The sequence below is a fragment of the Brevundimonas sp. genome, from assembly GCF_029946145.1.
Lineage (GTDB): Bacteria > Pseudomonadota > Alphaproteobacteria > Caulobacterales > Caulobacteraceae > Brevundimonas.
In genome coordinates, this window is sequence record NZ_JAQSDY010000025.1 from 1 (window position 1) to 24,491 (window position 24,491).

The 24,491-nt window shown below is 70.9% G+C and carries 20 protein-coding genes; 8 read left to right on the plus strand and 12 right to left on the minus strand.

The genetic code is table 11. From position 1 onward, the window contains the following. Positions 1–198 precede the first annotated feature (198 nt). The 3 genes from PSV23_RS10415 (at position 199) to PSV23_RS10425 (ending at position 4,782) form a co-directional block, all read left to right on the plus strand. On the plus strand, positions 199–1,278 hold the full coding sequence (locus tag PSV23_RS10415; protein WP_300468612.1) for a site-specific DNA-methyltransferase: 1,080 nt from the start codon (positions 199–201) through the stop codon (positions 1,276–1,278). Positions 1,279–1,409: 131 nt separating this feature from the next. Then, positions 1,410–2,522, plus strand: a complete 1,113-nt coding sequence (locus PSV23_RS10420; RefSeq protein ID WP_300468613.1) for a glycosyltransferase family 4 protein — start codon at positions 1,410–1,412, stop codon at positions 2,520–2,522. A 112-nt stretch (positions 2,523–2,634) separates the two neighbouring features. Then, complete coding sequence (locus PSV23_RS10425; RefSeq protein WP_300468615.1) at positions 2,635–4,782, plus strand: amylo-alpha-1,6-glucosidase; 2,148 nt, start codon at positions 2,635–2,637, stop codon at positions 4,780–4,782. On the opposite strand, the gene mutY is transcribed toward PSV23_RS10425, so the two are convergent. Further along, entirely contained in the window at positions 4,779–5,819 is a 1,041-nt protein-coding gene (gene mutY / locus PSV23_RS10430; protein WP_300468616.1) for an A/G-specific adenine glycosylase, read from the minus strand. The two genes, PSV23_RS10425 and mutY, sit on opposite strands and share 4 nt — an antisense overlap. Positions 5,820–5,840: 21 nt before the next feature. Here mutY and PSV23_RS10435 point away from each other — a divergent pair, with 21 nt between their 5' ends. The 4 genes from PSV23_RS10435 to smc all read left to right on the plus strand — a co-directional run bounded on the left by PSV23_RS10435 (position 5,841) and on the right by smc (position 11,250). Beyond that, positions 5,841–6,407, plus strand: a complete 567-nt coding sequence (locus tag PSV23_RS10435; RefSeq protein ID WP_300468617.1) for a DUF721 domain-containing protein — start codon at positions 5,841–5,843, stop codon at positions 6,405–6,407. 102 nt (positions 6,408–6,509) lie between these two features. Continuing rightward, positions 6,510–7,163: a DsbA family protein gene (locus tag PSV23_RS10440; protein ID WP_300468619.1), complete on the plus strand. Its 654-nt coding sequence runs from the start codon at positions 6,510–6,512 to the stop codon at positions 7,161–7,163. Between the two features lie 8 nt (positions 7,164–7,171). Continuing rightward, entirely contained in the window at positions 7,172–7,795 is a 624-nt protein-coding gene (locus PSV23_RS10445) for a thioredoxin domain-containing protein (RefSeq protein ID WP_300468620.1), read from the plus strand. A 14-nt stretch (positions 7,796–7,809) separates the two neighbouring features. Then, complete coding sequence (gene smc / locus PSV23_RS10450; RefSeq protein ID WP_300468622.1) at positions 7,810–11,250, plus strand: chromosome segregation protein SMC; 3,441 nt, start codon at positions 7,810–7,812, stop codon at positions 11,248–11,250. Here the strand turns inward: smc and PSV23_RS10455 are convergent. Then, positions 11,247–11,972, minus strand: a complete 726-nt coding sequence (locus PSV23_RS10455; protein WP_300468624.1) for a WecB/TagA/CpsF family glycosyltransferase — start codon at positions 11,970–11,972, stop codon at positions 11,247–11,249. The genes smc and PSV23_RS10455 overlap by 4 nt on opposite strands. A 48-nt stretch (positions 11,973–12,020) precedes the next feature. Here PSV23_RS10455 and PSV23_RS10460 point away from each other — a divergent pair, with 48 nt between their 5' ends. Beyond that, the gene (locus tag PSV23_RS10460; RefSeq protein WP_300468627.1) at positions 12,021–12,503 is read left to right on the plus strand and encodes a hypothetical protein; all 483 of its coding nucleotides are present in this window, start codon (positions 12,021–12,023) and stop codon (positions 12,501–12,503) included. 188 nt (positions 12,504–12,691) lie between these two features. On the opposite strand, the gene murG is transcribed toward PSV23_RS10460, so the two are convergent. Genes murG through PSV23_RS10510 form a run of 10 tightly spaced genes read right to left on the minus strand, consistent with a single transcriptional unit; the run spans position 12,692 to position 24,014 of the window. Further along, positions 12,692–13,771 (minus strand): undecaprenyldiphospho-muramoylpentapeptide beta-N-acetylglucosaminyltransferase, encoded by a 1,080-nt coding sequence (gene murG / locus PSV23_RS10465; RefSeq protein WP_300468629.1) that lies wholly within the window; start codon positions 13,769–13,771, stop codon positions 12,692–12,694. A gap of 53 nt (positions 13,772–13,824) precedes the next feature. Beyond that, complete coding sequence (locus PSV23_RS10470; protein WP_300468631.1) at positions 13,825–15,000, minus strand: putative peptidoglycan glycosyltransferase FtsW; 1,176 nt, start codon at positions 14,998–15,000, stop codon at positions 13,825–13,827. After that, on the minus strand, positions 14,997–16,499 hold the full coding sequence (gene murD / locus PSV23_RS10475) for a UDP-N-acetylmuramoyl-L-alanine--D-glutamate ligase (RefSeq protein ID WP_300468634.1): 1,503 nt from the start codon (positions 16,497–16,499) through the stop codon (positions 14,997–14,999). The genes PSV23_RS10470 and murD overlap by 4 nt, the downstream gene beginning before the upstream one ends. 4 nt (positions 16,500–16,503) lie before the next feature. Then, positions 16,504–17,613 carry a phospho-N-acetylmuramoyl-pentapeptide-transferase gene (gene mraY, locus PSV23_RS10480; RefSeq protein ID WP_300468636.1) on the minus strand — a complete coding sequence of 370 codons (1,110 nt, stop codon included), beginning with the start codon at positions 17,611–17,613 and terminating at the stop codon, positions 16,504–16,506. Then, positions 17,613–19,013, minus strand: coding sequence for a UDP-N-acetylmuramoyl-tripeptide--D-alanyl-D-alanine ligase (gene murF, locus PSV23_RS10485; RefSeq protein ID WP_300468638.1), 1,401 nt, complete (start codon positions 19,011–19,013; stop codon positions 17,613–17,615). Before murF ends, mraY begins: the two co-directional genes overlap by 1 nt. Continuing rightward, a complete protein-coding gene (locus tag PSV23_RS10490) occupies positions 19,006–20,472 on the minus strand; it encodes a UDP-N-acetylmuramoyl-L-alanyl-D-glutamate--2,6-diaminopimelate ligase (RefSeq protein ID WP_300468640.1) in 1,467 nt (488 codons plus the stop codon). The genes murF and PSV23_RS10490 overlap by 8 nt, the downstream gene beginning before the upstream one ends. After that, complete coding sequence (locus tag PSV23_RS10495) at positions 20,469–22,205, minus strand: penicillin-binding protein 2 (protein ID WP_366524239.1); 1,737 nt, start codon at positions 22,203–22,205, stop codon at positions 20,469–20,471. The genes PSV23_RS10490 and PSV23_RS10495 overlap by 4 nt, the downstream gene beginning before the upstream one ends. Then, positions 22,202–22,609 (minus strand): cell division protein, encoded by a 408-nt coding sequence (locus tag PSV23_RS10500; RefSeq protein WP_300468643.1) that lies wholly within the window; start codon positions 22,607–22,609, stop codon positions 22,202–22,204. The genes PSV23_RS10495 and PSV23_RS10500 overlap by 4 nt, the downstream gene beginning before the upstream one ends. Beyond that, positions 22,606–23,568 carry a 16S rRNA (cytosine(1402)-N(4))-methyltransferase RsmH gene (rsmH, locus tag PSV23_RS10505; RefSeq protein WP_300468646.1) on the minus strand — a complete coding sequence of 321 codons (963 nt, stop codon included), beginning with the start codon at positions 23,566–23,568 and terminating at the stop codon, positions 22,606–22,608. The genes PSV23_RS10500 and rsmH overlap by 4 nt, the downstream gene beginning before the upstream one ends. Next, positions 23,565–24,014, minus strand: coding sequence for a division/cell wall cluster transcriptional repressor MraZ (locus tag PSV23_RS10510; RefSeq protein WP_300468648.1), 450 nt, complete (start codon positions 24,012–24,014; stop codon positions 23,565–23,567). The genes rsmH and PSV23_RS10510 overlap by 4 nt, the downstream gene beginning before the upstream one ends. Positions 24,015–24,491 lie beyond the last annotated feature (477 nt).

The window sequence follows — 24,491 nt, forward strand, 5'->3', positions numbered from 1 at the left end:
GTTGCAGATAGTTCGATTACCCCTTGCCGACGGAGAGCCGTCCACACAGGGTCGACAGCGGATGAAATCGCCCTGTCGTGGGACGAGGTCGCTGGATTGATCGCCTGAAGAAACTCGCCCGTGGGATGCGGTGGCTAACCCGCCCTTAACCGCGATGATTCACCAATCGGTCCTCAAGCTGTACGGGGCCGCGTTTTCATGTCCGATCTTAAGACCGACGTCGTCATGAGGGGCGACTGCATCGAGGTGTTGCGGTCCCTGCCCGACGCCTGCGTCGACATGGTCTTCGCCGACCCGCCCTATAATCTGCAGCTGGGCGGCGACCTGCTGCGGCCGGACAACAGCCTGGTCGACGCGGTCGACGACGACTGGGACAAGTTCGACAGCTTCGCCGCCTATGACGCCTTCACCCGCGAATGGATGACGGAATGCCGCCGGGTGCTGAAGCCGGAAGGCTCGATCTGGGTGATCGGCAGCTATCACAACGTCTTCCGCCTGGGCGCGGCGATCCAGGATCTGGGCTTCTGGGTGCTGAACGACATCATCTGGCGCAAGTCGAACCCGATGCCGAACTTCAAGGGCACCCGCTTCACCAACGCCCACGAGACCCTGATCTGGGCGGCGCGCAGCCGCGACCAGAAGCGCTACACCTTCAACTATGACGCCCTGAAGGCCTTCAACGAGGACGTCCAGATGCGGTCCGACTGGACCCTTGCCCTTTGTACAGGGGAGGAGCGGATCAAGGATGCCGACGGCAGGAAGGCCCATCCGACCCAGAAACCCGAGGGTCTGCTGCACCGGGTGCTGATGGCCGCCACCCGGCCCGGCGACGTGGTGCTGGACCCCTTCTTCGGCACCGGCACCACCGGCGCGGCGGCCAAGCGGCTGGGCCGCCATTACATCGGCATCGAGCGCGACGAGACCTATGCGAAAGTGGCCGAGAAACGCATCAAGGCCGTCATCCCCGCCGCGCCCGAGGACCTGGTGGTCATGGGCTCGAAGCGGGCCGAGGTGAAGGTGCCGTTCGGGGCGCTGGTCGAGGCCGGCCTGCTGTCGCCGGGCGACAAGCTGTACTGCCCGCGCGGCGACCGCGAGGCGCGGGTGCGGGCCGACGGTTCGCTGGTGGCTGGCGAGCTGAGCGGTTCGATCCACAAGCTGGGCGCCCTGTTCGAGAATGCGCCGGCCTGCAACGGCTGGACCTACTGGCGATTCAAGACAGATCAGGGACTTAGATCGATCGACACCCTGCGCGCCGAGGTTCGCGCCGGGATGCAATGACCGGAAGCCGACACTGAAACAACGGTAACCCCCGCAGTTCCCACAGGAAAAATCAGCGTTCGGGGAACTTCGCACATGCGAGATGGTTGATATTTCGACGCCCCCTCCCCGGGGTGTCGGGAGCCACGGCCATGAAGATCGCGCAAGTCACGCCGCTGTATGAAGCCGTGCCGCCGAAACTGTACGGCGGCACAGAACGCGTCGTGGCTCACCTCACCGACGCCCTGGTCGACCTGGGTCATGACGTCACCCTGTTCGCCTCGGCCGACGCCGAGACGCGGGCGCGCCTGATCCCCGTGCGCGATCAGGCCATCCGCCTGGATCCCGCGCCGCTGAAGTCCGATCTGGCCGCCCACATGACCCTGCTGGCCGAGGTGCTGAAGCGCGCCGACGACTTCGACGTGATCCATTTCCACACGGACATGATCCACTTCCCCTTCTTCTCGCGCTGCGCGGACAAGACGGTCACGACGCTGCACGGCCGGCTGGACATGAAGGACATCGGCGGCGTCTACGAACGCTGGCCCGAGTTCGGACTGGTCTCCATCTCGGACGACCAGCGCCGCCCCCTGCCCATGGCCAACTGGAAGGCCACGGTTCACCACGGCATGCCCGGCGAAACCTATCGCTTCTCGCCCGGGTCGGATGGCTACCTGGCCTTCCTCGGCCGCATCTCCCCCGAGAAACGCCCGGACCGGGCCATCCAGATCGCCACGGCGCTGAACAAGCCGCTGAAGATGGCGGCCAAGGTCGACGCGGCCGACAAGGTCTATTGGGAGACCGTCATCAAGCCGATGGTCGACGCCAACCCGCTGGTCGAGTTCGTCGGCGAGATCGGCGATCATCAGAAATCCGCCTTCCTCGGCGGGGCCGAGGCCCTGCTGTTCCCGATCGACTGGCCCGAACCCTTCGGCCTGGTGATGATCGAGGCCATGGCCTGCGGCACGCCGGTGGTGGCCTTCCGATGCGGCTCGACCCCCGAGGTCATCGAGGATGGCGAGACCGGCTTCCTCGTCGACACCCTGGAACAGGCCGTCGCGGCGGCCGGTCGCGCGCGTCTGCTGGACCGCGAGGCGATCCGCGCCCGGTTCGACCTGCGTTTCTCGGCCACGGCCATGGCGCGGCGCTATCTGGACGTCTACGGCGACCTGCTGGCCAAAAGACCCTATGCCGAGGAGCCGCTGGACGACGTGGTGACGCCGCTGCGCGGCCTCGAGGGCCGGAGCTTCGCCGCCAACGTCTGATCATGGCTGAACCGCCCGCGGCTTCGTCCATTACCGTACGGAGGCGCCATCAAGCGCCCGTATTCGGGTGAAAGGTTCGGGCGATCCTGATCCGCCGCCCCCGGGAGCCTTCATGGACGACGCCTACTCGGTTCAGACGACCGCCGCCGACACCTCGGATACCGACGGCCTGGAACGGCTGATGGCGCTGAAGGACGCGGACACCTTCGCGGTGGCCGACGGCTGGGGCGACATGAAGGGCGGGGCCGACGGCCTGTTCGACCATGACACGCGGCTGCTGTCGCGGCTGGTTCTGACCGTCGGATCGGCGCGGCCCTCGCGGCTGAGCTCGGGCGTCAGTCAGGACAATGTCTATTTCACCTGCCATTCGACCAACCGGCCCCTGCCGCCGATGGGCGGGCGCTCGGCGCCGGCCGGCGTCCTGCATATCGAGCGGCGGCGGTTCGTCCGGGACCGGCGGATGTTCGAGCGGGTGCGGATGGTCAACCACGGCATCGAGGACATGCTGCTGCCGCTGGCGATCGATTTCGCCGCCGACTTCGCCGACATCTTCCAGGTGCGGGGCACGCTGCGCGAGAAGCGGGGGACGACCGAGACGCCCAGCCATGACGGACGACGGGTGACCTTCGGCTATGTCGGGCTGGATGGCGTGCGGCGGATCAGCTGCCTGGCCTTTTCGGAACCGCCCGCACGGCTCAGCGGCTCGCGCGCCGAATTCATGTTCAGCCTGCCCAGGGGCAAACGCTGCGACCTTTATATCGAGTGTGGCGCCGACCGCTGCGACCAGCCCGACGAGGCGCGGTTCCGGGCCAATGCGGTGGCGGCCCGGCTGGCCATGCGCACGCGCCGGCGGCGCGGCGCCTCGCTGCGGGGGCCGCGCAGCCCGCGCTTCAACGACTGGCTGGACCAGAGCCGCGCCGACGTGGCCCTGCTGACCACCGACCTGCCGACGGGCCCGTATCCGTATGCCGGCGTGCCGTGGTTCTCGACGCCGTTCGGGCGGGACGGGATCATCACCGCCTGGCAGATGCTGTGGCTGGACCCCTCGCTGGCCAAGGGCGTGCTGACCTATCTGGCCATGCGTCAGGCCACGGAGTTCTCGGCCTTCCAGGACTCGGCGCCGGGCAAGATCATGCACGAGACCCGCGGCGGCGAGATGAGCGCGCTGGGGGAGGTGCCGTTCGGCCTCTACTATGGCGGGGTCGACACCACCTGCCTGTTCGTGGCCCTGGCCGGGGCCTATGCGCGGCGCACGGGCGACTTCGCCCTGATCCGCAAGCTGTGGCCCAATCTGATCGCGGCCGTTGGCTGGATGAAGGATCACGGCGACATACAGGGCGACGGCCTGATCAGCTATCAGCGCGGCGCCGAGACCGGTCTGTCGAACCAGGGCTGGAAGGACTCCGAGGATTCGATCTTCCACACCGACGGCCGCTTCCCGAAAGGCCCGGTCGCCCTGCTTGAGGTGCAGGGCTACGCCTACGCCGCCTGGCAGGCGATGGCCGAACTGGGCGCGTCGCTCGGCGATCCGGGAGCCCTGGGCTGGGCGGCGGAGGCCGACCGGGTCAGGGCCCTGGTCGAGGACCGGTTCTGGATGGAGGACGAAGGCTTCTACGCCATCGCCCTGGACGGCGACGGCGAGCAGTGCCGCTCTATCGGGTCGAACGCCGGCCATCTGCTGTTCACCGGCCTGCCGTCGCCGGACCGGGCCAGGCGGGTGACGAAACGGCTGCTGGGCGCCGAGTTCCGCTCGGGCTGGGGCGTGCGCACCCTGGCCACGGGTCAGGCCCGGTTCAATCCGATGAGCTATCACAACGGCTCGGTCTGGCCCCACGACACGGCCATGGCGGCGGCCGGCATGGCCCGTTACGGCGAACGACAGGCCGTGGCCCTGCTGCTGGGCGAGATCTACGCCTCGGCGGCCCATTTCCAGCTGCGCCTGCCCGAGCTGTTCTGCGGCTTCGAACGCCAGCCGGGCGAGCCGCCGATCGCCTATCCGGTCGCCTGCCTGCCCCAGGCCTGGGCGGCGGGGTCGGTGTTCCTGATGCTGCAGTCGGCGCTGGGAATCGGCATCGATGCGATCGCCGGGGTGGTCGAGATCGACGACCCGGTGCTGCCGGCGGGGATCGACCGGCTGAACGTCACAAATCTGCAGGTGGGGGACGGGGTCGTCGACCTGGGCTTCCAGCAGATGGGCAATCATACCGTGGTCATTCCGCAGCGGCGCGACGGCCCGGTGTCGGTGCGGACCGTGCGCTAGGCGAGGCCGCGTTCCAGCGCCTTGCGGAAGACGGTCGGGAGGGAACGCAGCGCCTCATCCGGATCGGTCCACAGGAAGTCGCCGGCGCCGGTCGCCGCCCGCACCGACAGCGTCAGCGAGAAATGGGTGAAGACGTGCTCGACGGACCCCAGGTCGCGCCATTCGGCGGCGACCGGGGGCGCGGCGGCGGAAGCGGTCTCCGACCAGTAAGAGGTGGGCAGACCCGTCATGCCGCCCAGCAGGCCCTTGTCCGGCCTGCGCACCAGGGCCACCCGTCCCCGGTCGTCGCGCAGCACCCAGGCGGTTCCCGTCCGGTGAGGGCGCTCGGCCTTCTTCATCTTCAACGGCCAGCGTTCCGGCGCGCCGGACCGGTAGCCGGCGCACCATGCGGTCAGCGGGCACAGCTCGCACAGCGGCCGGCCCGGACGGCAGACTGTGGCCCCGAGGTCCATCAGGGCCTGGGCCCAGTCTCCGGGGCGATGGTCCGCCACCAGCGATCCGGCCAGCCGGCGCAGCTCGGGCCGGGCCGCCGGCAGGGGCGTTTCGACTGCGAACAGGCGCGCCATGACCCGCTCGACATTGCCGTCGACGACATTGGACGCGCGTCCGAAGGCGATGGCCGCCACAGCCGCCGCCGTGTAGGCGCCCACGCCCGGCAGGGCCAGCAGCCCGGCTTCGGTATCGGGAAACAGGCCGCCGTGGTTCGTAGCCACCGCGCGGGCGCAGGCCAGCAGGTTGCGGGCGCGGGCGTAGTAGCCGAGGCCCGCCCAGGCGGCCATGACGTCGCTGTCGTCAGCCGCCGCCAGTTTGGAGACGGTGGGCCAGCGGGTGGTGAAGGCCTGGAAATAGGGCGTGGCGTGCGGCGTGGTGGTCTGCTGCAGCATGACCTCGGACAGCCAGACCCGGTAGGGATCGGGGGCCGCCGCGCCGGGCGGGCTGCGCCACGCCAGCGTGCGGCCGTGGGCGTCGTACCAGTCCAGCAGCGCCGCGCGCATCTCGGACAGGTCGGCGGGCGGGTGAACCGGGACGGGAGGCATCGACCGCGCTATAACCCGGAAATGCCCCGCACGCTGCCCACCGACGCCGAGGTCCGCGAAATCCTGTCACGCCGGCGCACCCGTCCCGCGCCCCGCCCCGCGCCCAAGGCCGGCCGGGCGTTGCAGGGGCTGATCAAGGAATTGGATGCAAAGTTCGGCCGCGGCGCCCAGGCGCTGGAGCCGCGCTGGCGCGAGATCGTCGGCGACCGGCTGGCCCGGGTCACCCGACCGCAGAAGCTGACCAAGGGACGCGGCGGCGCCGGCGGAACGCTGGAGCTCCGCGTGGCAGGCCCCGCGGCCCTGCTGGTGCAGCATCAGTCCGAAGACATCCTGGCGCGGGTGAACCTGTTCCTCGGAGCAGGCAGCGTCGACAAGCTTCGCATCGCCCAGGGGCCGGTGAAACCGCCGTCCGACATCGCCGCCCCGCCCAAACGCCGGCCCGCCGCCCAGCCGCTGGCGGCCCAGGACGAGGCCGCGCTGAAAGCCTCGGTCGCCGAGGCGCCCGACATCCTGAAAGGCCCGCTGGAACGGCTGGGCCGCGCCGTTCTGGGCGATCCCGAAAAGGGCCGCGACCGCGCGGGCCGTTGACAAAACTTCGCCGTTTCTGTTCTCGAAGGTGTTGATGCGCGCGCGATCGCAAGGAATCGCGCGATGCTCCGCCAATTCCCGCCGCCAGTTGAGGACGATCCCATGAGCGCCACCACCCGATACGCCGCCATGAGCCGCCGCGCGGCGATGACCGCCGCCGCCATGGCCGCCATGGCCACACTGGCCGGCTGCGGCGCGGGCGGCACGAGTGGAGCCGCCGAAGGCGACATGGCCCTGGGCGCGGCCGAGGGGGCCAAGGTCACCGTGGTGGAGTACGCCTCGGTCACCTGCCCGCACTGCGCCGCCTGGCAGGAAACCACCTGGCCGGCGTTCAAGGCCGCCTATGTCGACACCAACAAGGTTCGCTACGTCTTCCGCGAACTGCCGACCCCGCCGGCCAATGTCGCCGTCGCCGGCTTCATGATCGCCCGCTGCGCCGGCGAGGACAAATATTTCGACGTCATCCACGGCATCATGGCCAGCCAGAACGAATGGCGGGCGGGCGTCAATCCGCGCGACACCCTGTTCCGCGTCGGCAACGGCGCCGGCCTGAACAACCAGCAGATCGAGGCCTGCATCAAGGACCCCGAAAACCTGAAGGCGTCCGAGGCGCGTTCGGAGGCGGCCATCAAGGCCGGCGTGAACACGACGCCCGCCTTCTTCGTCAATGGCGTTGCGATCGTCTCGCCGGGCGAAGAGGGCGCCACCATGGCCGACCTGTCGAAGGCCATCGACGCCGAGCTGGCGAAGGGCTGATCGCGCCGGTGCGGCCGCCGCGTCTCCTGCTGATCCTGGCGCTGGCGACGGCGGCGCCCCTCGCCTCGGCCTCGGCGCCCGCGGTCGCGACCGAACAGGTCGCGCCGGTGACGGCGGGGGACCGCAGCATCGGTCGGGCCGACGCCCCGGTGACGGTGATCGAATACGGCTCCTTCTCCTGCCACGTCTGCGCCGACTGGCATGAGCTGGTCTATCCGACCTTCAAGGCGCGGTTCATCGACACCGGCCAGGTGCGGTTCGTATTCCGCAACCTGCCGACGCCGCCGGAAGAAATGTCCCTGCCGGCGCACGCCCTGGCGCGATGCGCGGCGCCCGCCAGATTTTTCGACGTCGCCGCCAGCCTGATGCACGGACAGGCGGCGGTGCTGCGCGGCGGGACGCTGGACGCCTGGTACGGCCCCGCCATCACCGCCAGCGGCCGGACCCGGGCCCAGATCGACGCGTGCGCCGCGACCCCGGCCACCCGCGCCGCCATCAACCGCGATATCGACAGCGCCATCGCCGCCGACGCCATAAGCACGCCGGCCTTCTTCGTCAACGGGCGCCGGGTGACGGACCGCTCGCTGGGCGGACTGGAGGTCGCGATCCGGGCGGCCGCGGCCGGCCGTTGACCGCGTAGGAACCCATGCAGTTCCAGCGCCTCCGGCTCGTGGGCTTCAAGTCCTTCGTCGACCCCGCCGAGGTGCATATCGAGCCCGGCCTGACCGGCGTGGTCGGACCCAACGGCTGCGGAAAGTCCAATGTGCTGGAAGGCCTGCGCTGGGTCATGGGCGCCAACTCGGCCAAGGCCATGCGCGGCCAGGGCATGGACGACGTCATCTTCGCCGGCGCCGCCGACCGCCCGCCGCGCAACCACGCCGAAGTCCAGCTGACCATCGACAACGCCCAGCGCCGGGCGCCGCAACCCTTCACCGACAGCCCCATGCTGGAGGTGTCGCGCCGCATCGACCGCGGCCAGGGCTCGACCTATCGCATCAATGGCAAGGAGGTGCGGGCGCGGGACGTGCAGCTGCTGTTCGCCGACGCCTCGACGGGGGCCAACAGCCCCGCCCTGGTCCGGCAAGGCCAGATCAGCGAACTGATCGCCGCCAAGCCGCAGAACCGCCGCCGCATCCTCGAGGAAGCCGGCGGGGTGGCCGGCCTGCACACGCGTCGGCACGAGGCCGAGCTGCGGCTCAAGGCGGCGGAAGCCAATCTGGAACGGCTGGACGACATCGGGCGAGAGCTCGAGGCGGCCCTGACCCGGCTGAAACGCGAGGCGCGGCAGGCCGAACGGTACAAGAAGATCTCGGCCGAGATCCGGGCCCTGCAGGCGGCCCTGCTGTTCGTGCGCTGGAACGACGCGCGCGTGGCGGCGGAAGGCGCGGCGGCGGAGCTGGCCCAGGCCGAGCGGGCGGTGGGCGAGGCGACGGCGGCCTCGAGCCGGGCCCAGACGGCGGCGCTGTCGGCGCAGGAGGCGCTGAAGCCGGCGCGTGAGGAGGATGCGGTGGCGGGGGCCCTGCTGCACCGCGCCTCGCTGGAGCGGGACCGCCTCGACATGGCCGAGCAGGCGGCGCGGGCCGAGGTCGAACGGCTGACGGCCGAGACGACCCGCATCGCCGCCGACATCGCGCGCGAAACCGCCATGGCCGGCGACGCCGAGGGCGAGCTGGCCCGGCTGGGCGCCGCGCTGGAGACCCTGACGGCCGAGATCGCCGCCGCCCCGGCGCGGGGACCGGAACTGGAAGCGGCGCTCTCCGCCGCCGAGGACGCGCGCAAGGCCGCCGACGCCGAGGTCGAGCGGGTGGCGGGCGCGGTCGCCTCGGTCGAGGCCCGGGTCAACGCCGAAAACGCCCGCAAGCGTGACGCCGAAGCGCGGGTGGATCGGGCCGAGGCGCAGCTCGACTCGGCCCAGGCGGAACGCGCCGGGCTGGGCCCCCTGCAGACGCCCGAGATCGAGGCGGCGACGGCAGCGCTGGATACGGCGCAGGCCGAACTGGCGGCCGCCCGGGCGGCCGTCGAGGCGGCGGAGACCGAACGCGGCGACCGGGCGCGAGCCGAGGCCGAGGCGCGGACGGCGGCGCGGGCGGCCGAGGACCGGCTGGGCCGGCTGCAGACCGAGGCGCGCGGCCTCGCCCAGCTGCTGGTCCAGGGCAAGCGCGAGTATCCGCCGGCGCTGGACCGGGTGCAGGCCGAAAAGGGCTTTGAGGCGGCGCTGGCTGCGGCCCTGGGCGACGATCTGGACGCCGCGGTCGATGCGCGGGCGTCGGCGTACTGGGCCGGGGCGGATGTCCCCTCCCCGGCCTGGCCAGAGGGGGTCGAGCCGCTGGCGAACCATCTGTCCGCGCCGGAGCAGCTGGCCGCGCGGCTGGCGCTTTGCGGCGTGGCGGCGGCGGGCGAGATCGAACGACTGGCCGGGGCCCTGCCCGTCGGCGCGCGGCTGGTGACGCGCGAGGGCGATCTGTGGCGCTGGGACGGTTTCGTGCAGCGCGCCGCGGCGCCGCGTCCGGCCGCCGTGCGTCTGGCTCAACGCTCGCGTCTGGCCGAGCTGGAAGCCGAGATCGACGCAGGCAAGCCGGCGCTGGAGGAGGCGCAAGAATCGCAGAAGGCGGCGACCGACGCCTTCCGGGCCGCCGAGGATGCGGTGAAGACCGCGCGGGCCGCCCCCTTCCCGCTGGACAAGGCCGTCACCGCGGCGCGCGACCGGGTCGAGGCGCTGGGCCGGGAGCAGGCGCGCAAGGAGGCGCGGGCCCAGGCGCTGGACGAGACCATCGCGCGGCTGACCGCCGAGGTCGAGGCGGCGCGGGCGGCCCTGGCCGAGGCGCAGGGGGCCGACGCCCCGTCGGAAACCCTGCACGGCTTGCGCGCCGAACTGACGGCGGCGCGGACGGCGGCGGACGCGGCGCGCGGGGCGGCGGCGACGGCGCGGGTCGAGCGCGACGCCGAGGCGCGCGAGATCGCCGGCCGTCAGGCGCGGCTGGAGGGGCTGACCCGCGAGCGCGACGGCTGGGCGGCGCGGGCGAAGGATGCGACGGCGCGGATCGCGTCTCTGGAGAAGGACGCGGAAAAGGCGGCCGCGCGGCTGAAGGCGGCGGGCGACGCCCCGGCCCAGCTGGCGGCGCAGCGGTCGTCCCTGCTGGACGCCCTGACCGCCGCCGAGACGCGGCGCAAGGCGGCGGGCGACGCCCTGGCCGTGGCCGAGGGCGCGGCCGGAGAGGCCGATCGCACGGCGCGGGCGGCGGAAGCGACCGCCTCGGCGGCGCGCGAGGCCCGGGCCGGACTGGCGGCCCGGTCGGAAGCGGCGGCCGAACGGCTGGCCGAGGCCACGGCCAATGTCCATGAAACGGCGCAGATGTCGCCCGAGGAACTGGGCCAGAAGCTGACCGATGACGCCATCGCCCGCCCACCCGACGCGGCCGGCGCCGAGAGCCTGCTGTACGGCCTGGAGCGCGAGCGCGAGGCCCTGGGCGCGGTCAATCTGCTGGCCGAGGAAGAAGCGCTCGAATACGGCGACCGGCTGAACACAATGAGGGTCGAGCGCAGCGACCTGACGTCCGCCATCGCCAGGCTGCGGGACGGCATCGACGAGCTCAACGCCGAGGGCCGCGAGCGGCTGGTGGCGGCGTTCGACGTCATCAACGACAATTTCAAGAGCCTGTTCGAGGCCCTGTTCGGCGGCGGCCAGGCCGAGCTGAAACTGGTCGAGAGCGACGATCCGCTGGAAGCCGGGCTGGAGATCTACGCCTGCCCGCCCGGCAAGCGGCTGGCGGTGATGAGCCTGATGTCGGGCGGCGAACAGGCCCTGACGGCGGCGGCCCTGATCTTCGCCGTCTTCCTGGCCAATCCGGCCCCGGTCTGCGTGCTGGACGAGGTCGACGCGCCGCTGGACGACGCCAACGTCGACCGCTTCTGCCGCATGCTGGACGAGATGCGCAAGCGGACGGACACCCGCTTCATCGTCATCACCCACAACCCGGTGACCATGAGCCGGATGGACCGGCTGTACGGCGTGACCATGCCGGATCGGGGGGTGAGCCAGCTGGTCAGCGTGGACCTGAGCCAGGCGGAAGAGATCGTGGCGGCCTAGCGCGAGCCCATGAGCTCGGTGCGCACGAACCAGCCGAAGATCGCCGGCCCCTCGATGACATAACGGCGGAACATCCGGCGGGGCTGGCTCAGCAGGCGGTGCAGCCACTCCAGCGACAGCTGCTGGAAGATGCGCGGGGCGCGCTGCTGGCGGCCGGTGAGGAAGTCGACGGAGGCCCCGACGCACAGGGCCACGCCCGTCTTGCGACCGGCGGCGCGCAGGGCGTGGGCGAACAGCTCCTGTTTGGGGAAGGAAACGCAGGCCAGCAGCACGTCCCATTCGGCGTGGGCGGCATGTGCGACGGCGGCGCGCCAGGCGAGGGTGCCGGGAACCAGCATGGGCGCCTCGAGGAATTTCAGGGTCTGGCGCGGATAACGGGCGGCGAGTTCGTCGAAAGCGGCGCGGTCGGGGCCGAAAACGGCGATGACCAGACCCTCGGCGGCGGGCGAGGCCAGCAGGTCGGCGGTCAGGTCCGAGCCCGGATAGACCGGCAGGCGAACGCCGCGCAGCCGGGCCAGATGGGCGAGGATGCGGCTGTCGCAGACCTTCAGATCGGCGCCCTCATAGACCTCGCGGGGGACGCGGCCGTCCATCAGCTTGATGACGTGGTCGACATTGGGCGTGACGACATAGCCATAGGCGCCGCGCGCCATGCCGATGACGCGGTCCAGCATCGCGGGCCGGTCGCCGCCGGCGAAGTCGAGCGTCATGAAGCGCGTCATGGCGATCAGCCTAGTCGCATCCCGGTCAACGCGCGGTTACGATGGGGCATGAAAACGCGCCTGCACGCCGTCGTCCTGACCGCCGCCCTGCTGGCCGCGCCCGCCTGCGCCCAGCCCACGGAGCCGCCCGAGGGCCATCGGCTGGTCCTGACCGGCGTGGGCCGTTTCGCCGTGCTGGCCGACCTGTCGACCGTGTCGCGCGACGGCGACCGGGTGCGGATGCGCAGCCTGCAGGTGACCGAAGAGGACTTCCAGGCCGGCGGCCAGACGTATTGGGGCGGCTGGTCGTGGTGGGCCTTCGACTGCCGAGCGCGGACCGCCGACCGTCTGGACTTCGCCTCGGTGCGCGAGGGCGGGGCCGAGGGGCCGGCGACGCCGGACCCGGCCCCGGCCTATGCGGCGGCGGCGGGCGGCGACGCGGCGGAACTGCTGGCCGTCGCCTGCGACCCGGCCTCGGCGGGCGAGGCCGACGCCGACAACCTGCAAGACGCGGTGCGGATCGGCCGCGCGGCGCTGGCCGGCGTCGACTGAGGGAATCTCCTCCCTGTCGCGCAGCGATGGGGAGGTGGCGCGGCGCGGATACGCGCCGTGACGGAGGGGGCGACGCCGGCGTCAGCCAGTCATCCGAAAACCCCTTGTCACCGAGCCGCCCCCTCCGTCTCGTCGGCTGAACGCCTCCGAGCCACCTCCCCATTCGCGACGCTCATGGGGAGGAGACTTCAGGCCGCCTCCACCATGTCGGCCAGCGCCCGGGCGGCGTCCGGCAGGGCGGCGGAGCGCGCGCCCGCGCTCATCGCCGACAGGCGGGCCGGATCGGACAGCAGGGGCGCCAACGCCGCCGTCAGAGCCTGAACCGTGACATCGTCCTCCAGCATCACCTCGGCCCCGCCGGCCTCGGCGAGGCTGAGGGCGTTGAAACGCTGGTGGTCGTCCATGGCGATCTTCAGCGGGATCAGCAGCGAGGGCACGGCGGCCACGGCCAGTTCCGAACAGGTCGAGGCCCCGGCGCGCCCGATCACCAGATGCGCCGCCGACAGACGCCGGGCCATGTCGCGGAAGAAGGGCGCGACCTCGGCCGTGATCCCGGCCTCGAGATAGATTTGCTGCGCGGCTTCCAGGGTTTCGGCTCGGGACTGCTGTTGCACCTTCAGCCGGGCGCGGATCGTCCCGGGCAGGGCCGCCAGGGCGCGGGGAGCGGTCTCGGCGAGGATGCGGGCGCCCTGACTGCCGCCGGTGACCAGCACATGGATCGGACCGTCCGGCGAGGGCGGGCTCCAGACGCGGTCGTACAGGGCGCGAATGTCCGGCCGAACCGGATTGCCGACCAGCGACACGCGCGCGCCCAGCCCCTGCGGGACCTTCTGCAGATGGGGGAAGGACGAGGCCACCGCCCCGACATAGGGGGCCAGCCAACGGTTGGTGCGGCCCAGCACCGCGTTCTGTTCGTGCAGCAGGGTTGGCCGCCGCTGACTCAAAGCGGCGATCAGGGCGGGCGCCGAGGGATAGCCGCCGAAACCGACCACTACGGCCGCGTCCAGCCGCTTCAGCGCCTTGCGGGCCTTGAACACGCCGCGCGCGATGGCCACGCCGGCCTTGGCCATGCCGATCGGCCCGCGTCCGGTGGCGGCGTCCAGCGCCATCCGCTCCTCGGCCGGGAAGTTGTGGGCATAGGCCTCGCCGCGATGGTCGGTCGCCAGGACGATGCGCCAGCCGCGCGCCTGAAGCTCGCGCGACAGGGCCTCGGCGGGGAACATATGGCCGCCGGTCCCCCCGGCGGCGACGACGCAGACTTTGCTCATGCGGTGTGTTTGCCTCAACCGAAGCCGCCCTTCCATCCCTGTCGGCGAGATCGCTAGGGCAGGATGCGCCGGCCTTGCGGCAGGCTGGCCCCCGGCTCGTAGGCGCCGGGGCGGCGGCGGGTCAGGGCCAGGGCCAGGCCCATGGTCAGCCCCATGGCCAGCATGGACGAGCCGCCATAGCTGATGAAGGGCAGGGTCATACCCTTGGTCGGGATCAGGTTCAGGTTCACCGCGATGTTGATGCAGGCCTGCAGCCCGATCAGCATGAACAGGCCCGCCGCCGCCGTCTGCTCGAACGGGTCGGTCAGCTTCATGGCCCGGCGCATGCCGCGGATGACGATGAAGGCGTAAAGGCCGATCATGGCCAGCGACAGCACCAGGCCGAACTCCTCGGCCCCGACGGAATAGATGAAGTCGGTGTGCAGGTCGGGCACCGAGCGTTTCATCACCCCCTCGCCCACCCCGCGGCCGACCAGGCCGCCGGCGCGGATGGCCTCGGAGGCGCGGTCGATCTGGTGAGTGTCGGTGGTCTCGGGCGAGAGGAAGCGGCTGAGACGGTCGCGCATGTGGCTGAAGGCGAAATACAGGCCGACGACCCCCGCCATGCCGGCGGCGGCCAGGGCGGCGACCCATTTCAGCGGCACCCCGGCCATGAAGAAGACCGCCATGAAGGTGGTGGTGATCAGCAGGGTCTGGCCGATGTCGGGCTGGATCAGCAGCAGACCGACCGTCAGCGCCCAGGCCCCGAAGGCGATGCTGACGCCGGGCACGCCCTGCCCCTTCTGGGCTTCGGAGAACATCCAGGCGGCGAAGACGATCAGGCTGGGCTTGGCGAACTCGGACGGCTGCAGGCTGAACGGCCCGAGGTTCACCCAGCGGGCCGCCCCCTTCACCTCATTGCCGATGAACGGCAGGGCGGCCATGACGACGATGGCCCCCGCCAACGCCAGCAGGGCGATGCGCCGCACGCCGCGTGGCGACAGCAGCGAGGCCAGCAGCATCATCACCGTGCCGCCCGCCGCCCAGACGATCATCCGCCAGGAATAGTGGAAGGGGTCGCTGATCGACTGGTCCGCCAGAATGGCCGCCGGGCTGGAGGCGAAGCTCAGCGACACGCCCAGCGCCACCAGCGTCAGCGCCGCGGCCAGCAGGCCGCGGTCGACGGTCCAGAACCACTTCGCGATCGGGCTCTGGTCGTTGCGCGAAAACGCGGGGCTGTAGTCGGTCATGTCGCGCTCGCGGCGGTCGCACCCAAGGCGAGGACGGCGGCGCGGAAGGCCTCGCCCCGCGCCTCGAAGTCCGGATACTGATCGAAGCTGGCGGCGGCGGGCGACAGCAGCACCACCTCGTCACGGCCGGTCGCGGCGGCGGCCTCGGCGGCGGCCTTCACGGCGTTGGCCATGTCGCCGCTGATCCGGTGCGGCGTCTCGCCCAGCCGGGCGGCGAACGGCCCCGCCGCCTCGCCGATCAGGAAGGCCTCGACGACACGGGGGAACAGGTCCTCCAGATCGTCGATCCCGCCCGCCTTGGCGCGTCCGCCGGCGATCCAGAAGCTGCGCTCATAGCTGGCCAGCGCCTGCCGCGCGGCGTCGGCGTTGGTGGCCTTGGAGTCGTTGACGAAACGGACGCGGCCGAGGCTGGCGACGTGTTCCATCCGGTGGGCGAGGCCGGGGAAGGTGAGGAGGCCCTCGACGGCGGCGACGCGGGTGACGCCGAGCGCACGAGCGGCGGCCCAGGCGAAGGCGGCGTTCTGGGCGTTGTGCCGGCCGGGGAGCGAGCGGGCGCGGGCCAGTTCAACCTCGGGCTCGCCCTCCACCTTCAGCACCCCATTGCCAGCCTCAATTCCGTGCATCCCCGCGAAGGCGGGGACCCAGGTTTTGGCCTCACCACCGCTGTCGGAGAGCCGTTCAATCGTATGGCCGGCGCCGGTGTCGCCGCTCAAACCTGGGTCCCCGCCTTCGCGGGGATGCACGGGTGTGGAGACAGTCGTTATGTGGCGGCCAACAGAGGCAAGGGTGCTCGCAATCCCCCGCCCCCAGCTCTCATCCACGCCCACCAGCGCCAGCCCGTCCGGACCCTGCGCCTGGAACAGCCGCGCCTTGGCGGCGACATACCCCTCCATGTCGCCATGGCGTTCCAGATGATCCGGGCTGACATTGGTCAGGATCGCCACGTCCGGCGCGAACCGCGTCGTCAGATCCAGCTGATAACTGGACACCTCGATCACATAGACCGCCCCCCGCGTCGGGGCCGGAAGCGCCAGCACGCCGATGCCGATGTTGCCGCCGACGTGGACCGTCAGACCGGCCCGCTTCAGCACCCAGCCGAGCAGGGCCGTCGTGGTCGACTTGCCGTTGGTGCCGGTGATGGCCACGACCTTCGGGCGCTCCACCTCGGGCAGCGCCGCGATCGCGCGGGCGAACAGTTCGATGTCGCCAAGAACCTCGACCCCCGCCGCCTTCGCCTTGTCCACCGTCCAGTGCGGCTTCGGATGGGTCAGGGGCGCGCCCGGCGACAGCACCAGGGCGGCGAACCCCGACCAGTCGGCGCCGGTCAGGTCCTCGACCGCGAACCCTTCCGCCTCGGCCTGCATGCGGCTGGAGACGCTGTCGTCCCACAGCACCGGCAGCGCCCCGCCGGCTTTCAGCGCGCGCGCGGCCGTCAGTCCCGACCGTCCCAGGCCGAAGACCGCGATGCGCCGCCCTTCGAAACCGGGGACAGGGATCATGGCTCTATCGCAGCTTCAGGGTGGCGAGGCCGAGCAGGGCCAGCATGGCCGAGACGATCCAGAACCGGATCACCACCGTCGATTCCGGCCAGCCCATCTTCTCGAAATGGTGGTGGATCGGGGCCATCAGGAAGATGCGCTTCTTCGTGGCCTTGAAATAGGCGACCTGGATCATGACCGAGGCCGCCTCGATGACGAACAGGCCGCCGACGATGCCCAGCACCAGTTCGTGCTTGGTGGCCACGGCGATGGCGCCGAGCGCGCCGCCCAGGGCCAGCGACCCGGTGTCGCCCATGAAGATCTTGGCCGGCGGGGCGTTGTACCAGAGGAAGCCGGTGCCCGCGCCGATGATGGCGGCGCAGAAGATGGCCAGCTCGCCCGCCCCCGGCACGTGATGGACGCCGAGATAGTCCGAGAAGATGAAGTTGCCGACCAGATAGGCGATGAGCCCGAACGCCGCCGAGGCCATCATCACCGGCACGATGGCCAGGCCGTCGAGGCCGTCTGTCAGGTTCACCGCGTTCGAGAAGCCCACCAGGGTGAAGGCGGCGAACAGGACGTAGAACCAGCCCACGTTCAGCAAAACAGCCTTGAAGAAGGGGAAGGCGATCGAGGTCTCGAGGTTGGGCGTGGTCGGCGAAGCCGTCATCCACAGCACGGTCATCACCCCGGCGATGACCGAGACGATCACCTGGGCCACCAGCTTCTGTTTCGAGGTCAGTCCGGCCGAGGTCTGTTTTGTCACCTTGGCGTAGTCGTCGATGAAGCCCAGCACCCCGAAGGCCGCCGTCACGAAGCTGACGATCCAGATGTAGGGGTTGGTCAGGTCGCCCCACAGCAGCACCGCCACCGCAATGCCCGCCAGGATCATCAGCCCGCCCATGGTCGGCGTGCCCACCTTGGACAGGTGCGAGACCGGGCCGTCCGAGCGGATCGGTTGGCCCTTGCCCTGTTTGAGCCGCATCCAGGCGATGAACCGGCTGCCCATGGCGACCGAGACGATCATGGCCGTGGCCATGGCCAGCGCCACCCGCACCGTCTGGTACTGAACCAGATTCAGCAGGGGATAGTCCTGCGCGATGTCGGCGTAGTGGAGATAGAGCAGATAAAACATCAGGACGCTCCTCCAAGCGCGGCGAGGGCTTTCGCGACCAGCGACGCCTTCGATCCGTTCGATCCCTTGACCATGACCACGTCGCCCGGCGCGACCAGAGCCGCGGCCTCGGCGGCCAGTTCGGCGGAGGTCTCACGCCACAGGCCGCGGCGGGCGGACGGCAGGACGTCGTGCAGGCGCTTCATCTCCGGCCCGGCCGTATGCACCAGGTCCAGCCCGGCGGCGTCGATGGCGGTGGCCAGGCCCTCGTGCAGGGTCCGGGACTGGTCGCCCAGCTCCAGCATGTCGCTCAGGACGACGACCCGCCGCCCGCCGGCCGACACCGGCTTCGCGCCGAGGCTGCGGAAACCCGCGGCCATGGACAGGGGATTGGCGTTGTAGCTTTCGTCGATCAGGGTGAAGGCGCCGCCCGGCGCGGCCACCGCCGTGGTCTGCCCCCTGCCAGCCAGCGGCTGGAAATCCGCCAGGGCGCTGAGGGCCGTCGCCAGCGGCACGTCCAGGGCGTCGAGCATCAGCAGGACGCACAGGCTGTTCAGGCCCCAGTGGGGGCCGGACTGGCTGAGCGGGAAGTCAATGGCCTTGCCGAACAGTTCGGCCTTCACCCGCGCGCCCTGGGCGACGGGCTCGAAGTCGATCAGACGGGCGTCTTGGCCGGCGCCGGTCCCGAAGGTAACCCGACGGGCCCCGGCCTTGCGCGCGGCGGCGTCCAGCAGCACTGAAAAGGCCGTGTCGCCATTCAGAACCGCGACGCCGTCGGGGGCCAGACCCTCGAAGATCGACGCCTTCTCCGCCGCCACTCCGGCTTCACCGTCGGCGAAAGCCTCGATATGCACGGGGCCGATGGTGGTGACGCAGGCGGCGTGGGGCCGGACCATCCTCGACAGGGGTGCGATCTCGCCCGGCGCGTTCATGCCGATCTCGAACACGGCGCGCTCGGTCGAGCGCGGCATCCGGGCCAGCGTCAGCGGCACGCCGATATGGTTGTTGTAGCTCTTGATCGAGGCGTGGGCCGGGCCCGCGAGATCGAGGCCCGCCTTGACCGCCTGGGTGACGCTGGTCTTGCCGACCGAGCCGGTGACCGCGCCGCGCCGGGCCTTCGGGCTGCGCTCGCGCGCCGCGACGCCGAGGGCTTCCAGTGCACGCAGGGTGTCGGCGGTGATCACAGACGGCCCGCCCTCGACGGCGTGCTCGGTGATCGCCCCGGCGGCCCCGGCCGCGAAGGCGGCGGCGGCGAACTCATGCCCGTCCCGCGCGCCCCTCAGGGCCAGAAACAGGTCGCCGGGGACGATCTCGCGGCTGTTGTAGGTGATGCCGTTCGCCTCGAAGGCCGGGCCGGACAGATGTCCTCCCGTCGCGGCTTCGATTTCAGCGGAGGTCCAGAGAGGCTGGGTGTCAGGCATGGAGACGAAGGGCTTCGGCGGCGACGGTTGCGTCATCGAAGGGGTGAGTGGTCCCGCCGATGATCTGTCCCTGCTCATGCCCTTTTCCGGCGATGACCACCACATCTCCGTCGCCCATCATTTCGATGGCCTGTTGAATAGCCGCGCGGCGATCGCCGGTTTCCCGGGCGGTCGGGCAGCCTTCGCGCACGGACTTGCGAATGGCGGCCGGGTCCTCGGAACGCGGGTTGTCGTCGGTGACGATGGCCACGTCGGCCAGACGGCCGGCGATCTCGCCCATGAGGGGGCGCTTGCCCTTGTCGCGGTCGCCGCCGGCGCCGAAGACCACGATCAGCCGGCCCTTCGCGTGGGGCCGCAGCGCCTTGAGCACCGTCTCGAGTCCGTCCGGCGTGTGGGCGTAGTCGACATAGACCTCGCCGCGCGTGGAGCCCGGAATACGCTGCAGCCGCCCCTGTGCGCCCGTGATCTTCTCCAGCCCGGCCAGCACCCGCTCGGGGGTCTCGCCCGCGGCGATGCACAGGCCCGCCGCGACCAGGGCGTTCGAGGCCTGGAAGGCGCCCGCCAGCGGCAGCATCACTTCATGCAGGGTCCCGCGCGCGTCGATGGTCAGGCGCTGGCCTTCCGGCGTCGCCTGACGGGCGACCAGCGACAGGTCCCGCCCGCGTTCGCCCACGCCCATGACGCCCAGGCCCGACATGATCGAGGCGGCGGCGAAGCTCGAATAGGCATCCGAATCGGCGTTCAGCACGGCGGTCCGGCCGCGCGGCAGCAGGGTCTCGAACAGACGTAGTTTGGCGGCGCGATAGGCCTCCATGTCGCCGTGATAGTCGAGATGGTCCTGGCTCAGATTGGTGAAGGCCGCCGCCTTCAGCGACACCCCGTCCAGGCGCCGCTGGTCGATGCCGTGCGACGAGGCTTCCAGCGCCAGATGGGTCACCCCCCCGGCGGCCAGATCGGCCAGCATGCGGGCGGCGTCGGCGGCGTCCGGGCTGGTCAGGCCGGGGCCCGTCAACTCCCGGTTAACGTTACCCATTTGTGCTAAAACCCCAAGGGTCCCCATGCTCGCGGCATGAAGGTCCAGGGACGCCCAGATCTGACGGCAGAAGGCGGCGACCGAGGTCTTGCCGTTGGTGCCCGTCACGGCGACGCAGGTCGCGGGCTGTGCGCCGTAGAAGCTGCGCGCGGCGATGGCGTAGGCGCGGCGGACATCGCCGGAGGTGACCAGCACCGGGGCCATGGCGCCGTCGGTGCCGGCGGGAGCCAGGACGGCTGCGGCCCCCTGCGACAGGGCCTGGGGAATGAAGGCGCGGCCGTCGGCGGCCGTGCCCGGCAGAGCGACGAACAACGAACCCGGCGCGACCTTGCGGCTGTCGGCGGTCACTCCGGTGATGACGGGGTCCGACGCCACGTCGCGGCGCAGTAGTTCCGACAGTTTCACGGGAGCGGGCGCGGCGCTCATCGACCGTCGCCTTCCTGATCTTCAAAGGCCGGGATGACCTTGTCGCCGACGGCGGTGCGGTAGGCGTCTGCGCGGCGCTGCACGTTCAGGAACGGCGCGATGCGGTCGGCGATCCGGCCCACCGCCGGGGCGGCGACGAAGCCGCCCGTGCGCGGATAGGTCTGGGGCTCGTCGATCAGCACCAGAATCTGGTACCGGCGCGCATTGACCGGCCCGTCGGCGGGGAAGACGGCGGCGAAGGTGCCGACGGCGTGGGCGGTGGAATAGTGGCCGTTGACCGACTTGTTGGCCGAGCCGGTCTTGCCGCCGACGCGCAGTCCCGGCGCCTCGGCCCGGCCGCCCGAACCCCGCACCACATTGCGGCGCATCAGGTCCAGCATGGTCAGGGAGGTTTCGGGCGAGATCACCTGCCGCGCCTGCACATCGGGCCGTCCGCCCTTGCGCAGGGTCAGGGGAATGTAGCGCCCGCCGTTGGTCAGGGCCTGCATCGCCGCCGCCATCTGCAGCGGGGTGATGGAAATGCCGTAGCCGAACGACAGGGAGGCCAGGGTCGAGTCCGACCACTCGCGCGGACTGATCGGCATCTCGGACGCGATCTCGAACGGCGCGCGCGACAACAGGCCGAAGCGCTCGAAATAGTCGCGCATGACCCGCGGCCCCATCTCGGTCGACAGGCGCGAGGTGCCGATGTTGGACGAGTGGAGATAGACCTCCTCCAGCGTCAGCACCTTGTTGGTGGCGTGGAAGTCGGTGATCCGACGGTTGCCGATCTGCAGCGCCTCCGAAGCGTCCAGCAGGGTGTTCATGTCGGCCCGGCCGGTGTCGATGGCGGCGGCGACCGTGAAGGTCTTGAACACCGATCCCATCTCATAGGTCGCGGCGGTGGCCAGGTTGCGCGAGTTCGCGCCCGGCCAGCTGGCCATGCCCAGAACCTCGCCCGTCTGGACGTCGGTGATGATGCCCACCGCGCCTCTGGCCTGGGTCCCGGCGGCGGCGGCGGCCAGTTCGTTCTCGAGAATGCCCTGGATGCGCAGGTCGATGGAGACCTGGAAGGTCTCGCCGCGCGCCCCGGCGGCCCGGATCTCGTCGTTGAAGGCGCGTTCGGCGGCCGACAGGCCGACCCCGCCGGTGTCGACGTTGCCGACCACGTGCCGGGCCGACTGACCCAGCGGATAGACCCGCACGTCCTCGGGTTCGAAGGCCACGCCGCCCAGGGCCAGGCCGTGAACCGCCACCTTCTCCTGCGGCGTCAGACGGTTGATCACCAGCAGACGCCGGTCGCCGTTCAGCACCCGGTTCAGCTTCGCCATCGAGACCCGCGGCAGGGCGCGCTTGATCTGCTCGGCGGCCGCCTTGCGATCCCAGACCTCGGACGGATCGATATAGAGGCCGTAGTGGGTGATGTTGGTGGCCAGCAGGGCGCCGTTGCGGTCCACCATGTCGGCGCGGACCACCGCGTTCGGATGGACCGCCGATCCGACCCCGCCCCTGGCCGTCAGCAGGGCGGCGTGGGCGGCGCCCACGGCCAGCAGGACGAACACCGCCGAGAATAGCGACAGGATGACGAAGATGCGGACCCGCGTGTCTTCCTCGGGCCGGGCGTCGGCGTGGGCGCGGCCGAATGAATGCTCGACCCACCACATGGCCTCGGCCAGCCAGCGCCACGACGGCATATAGCGCCGCCCGCCGTATGGGAGGGAGCGGCCTCCGGCGATGGGATCGTGCGCGCTCACCGCGCCGGCTCCGCAGGCGGAGTGGCGGGGACGGCGGGCGGCGCGGCGACCGGAGCGGGCGGCGGCGGCGCGGGCACGGCCGTCAGGGTCGCCAGACTGGCCTCGGTCGCCTGACGGTGCACGTCAACAGGTCCCAGACCCGCGCCGCGCGACAGGGCCTCCAGCCGGCCCGGCTGTTCCAGACGGGCGACCTCGGCGCGCAGCAGGCGGACCCGCTGACCGTTGTCGGTGATCTGGCGCTCCAGATCGGTGATGCGGGCGCTCTCGCGGGCGGCGGCGGCCTTGGCCAGATAGACCGAGAAGACCATGGCCGCGACCAGCATGACGCCGATGATCTCGACCCAGCGCACGCCGCGGATCTTCCACGCATACAGCCGGTTCAGGGTGGCGACGGCCGGGCTCATGCGGCGATCCTCCCCCCAATTGGGCCCCACGGCGCGGCATCGGTGCGGACGGCGGCGCGCAGCTTGGCCGAACGGGCGCGCGGGTTGGTCGCCAGCTCGGCGTCGCCCGCCTCGCGCGCGCCCTTGAACGACAGGGTGAAGCTGGGCTTGCGGGTTTCGACCGTGACCGGGGCGTGCCGCGAGCCGCCGGGCGCGTTGCCGGTGCGCTCGGTCAGGAACGCCTTGACGATCCGGTCCTCCAGCGAATGGAAGGTGACCACGACCAGGCGGCCGCCCGGCGCCAGCGTCGCCTCGGCCGCCTCCAGGCCGGCGCGCAGCTCGCCCAGCTCGTCATTGACCGCGATGCGCAGGGCCTGGAAGACGCGGGTGGCGGGATGGATGGCCGCGCCGCGCCGGCCGCCCAGCGCCTTCTCGACCACGGCGGCCAGATCCAGCGTCCGTTCGAACGGCTTCTCGACCCGGCGGCGCAGGATGGCGGTGGCGACCCGGCCCGACTGGCGCTCGTCGCCATAGAGCTTGAAGATGTGGGCCATCGGCCCGTGATCCCAGGTGTTGACGATGTCGGCGGCGGTCTCGCCCTCATCGCTCATCCGCATGTCCAGCGGCCCGTCGCGCATGAAGGAGAAGCCGCGCTCGGCCTGATCCAGCTGCATGGACGAGACGCCGATGTCGAAGACGACCCCGTCCAGCCTCGACTCGCCCGACTGCGCGAAGGCGTCGGCCAGACCCGAGAAGGGCGTGCGGATCAGCCGGAACCTGCCGGGATAGTCATTCGCCACCGCATCGGCGTGCGGTTGCACGGTCGGGTCGCGATCCAGACCGATCACCGTCGCCCCGGTCGCCAGAATGGCGCGCGTATAGCCGCCGGCGCCGAAGGTGGCGTCGATGATGACGTCTCCGGCCTCCGGGGCGAGGGCCTCGATCACCTCATCCAGCAGGACCGGGGCGTGGGGGCTCATGCGCCCTCCCCGTTTCCGTCGTCGCCCAGCATGACCTGACGGGCCAGGGCGCGGCGGGCGTCGCGGCGCGCGTTCCAGCGCGCGCGGTCCCAGATCTGGAAGCGCGGTCCCAGGCCGACGATGACCACGTCCTCGCCCAGACCCGCGTCCTGGCACAGGCTTTCCGGCAGGGTGATACGGCCGCCGCCGTCGTACGACAGGGGCCGCTGACCCGCGTAGAAGGTCTCCTCCAGCGCGGTGCGCCGGTCGCTGCCGAACGGCAGGGCCTCGATGCGGGCGACGTATTCGGCCATCAGCTTGTCGCCGCCGGCCTCGAGGCAGTCGGACGCCATGGAGAAGAAGCAGAAGACGCCGTGCTCGGCGCCGTTGTCGGCGGTGCGGAACTCCTGCGGAATCAGCAGGCGTCGCTTCCCGTCCAACTGTTTCTCATAGGTCGAGAGAAACACGCCTGCCCCAAACTCGGATCTTGCGATCCGCCCCTCTGTTCCCCTGAACACCCTCAGAAGGAATGGGATAGCATGGGATCAACTGGGTCTCAATGGGATTAGTTGACGAAGGTTAACCTCGAAGGAGGTTGAAAACGCTGTAACGGACAGAACATACACAGAACATCAGAAGTATAGACAGGCTGTGGACTGATGTTGCGCCGCAATGCGGGCCAAGGGGTTAATCGGCGAACGCGGGTTTCCCCCCACGCAGTGGGGAGGTGGCGCGGCGCGGCTTCGCGCCGTGACGGAGGGGGCGACGCCGGCGAGGCCAGTGGATCGCCAACCCCTCCGCATCGAGTCGCCCCCTCCGTCTCGTCGGCTTTCGCCTCCGATCCCGTCGTCGGATCGCGCTGCGATCCTTCCTCCACCCCATTCGCGATGCTCATGGGGAGGAAAGCGGGCCTCAAGCAGCGAGCGACCGCGTCGCGAGCGTAG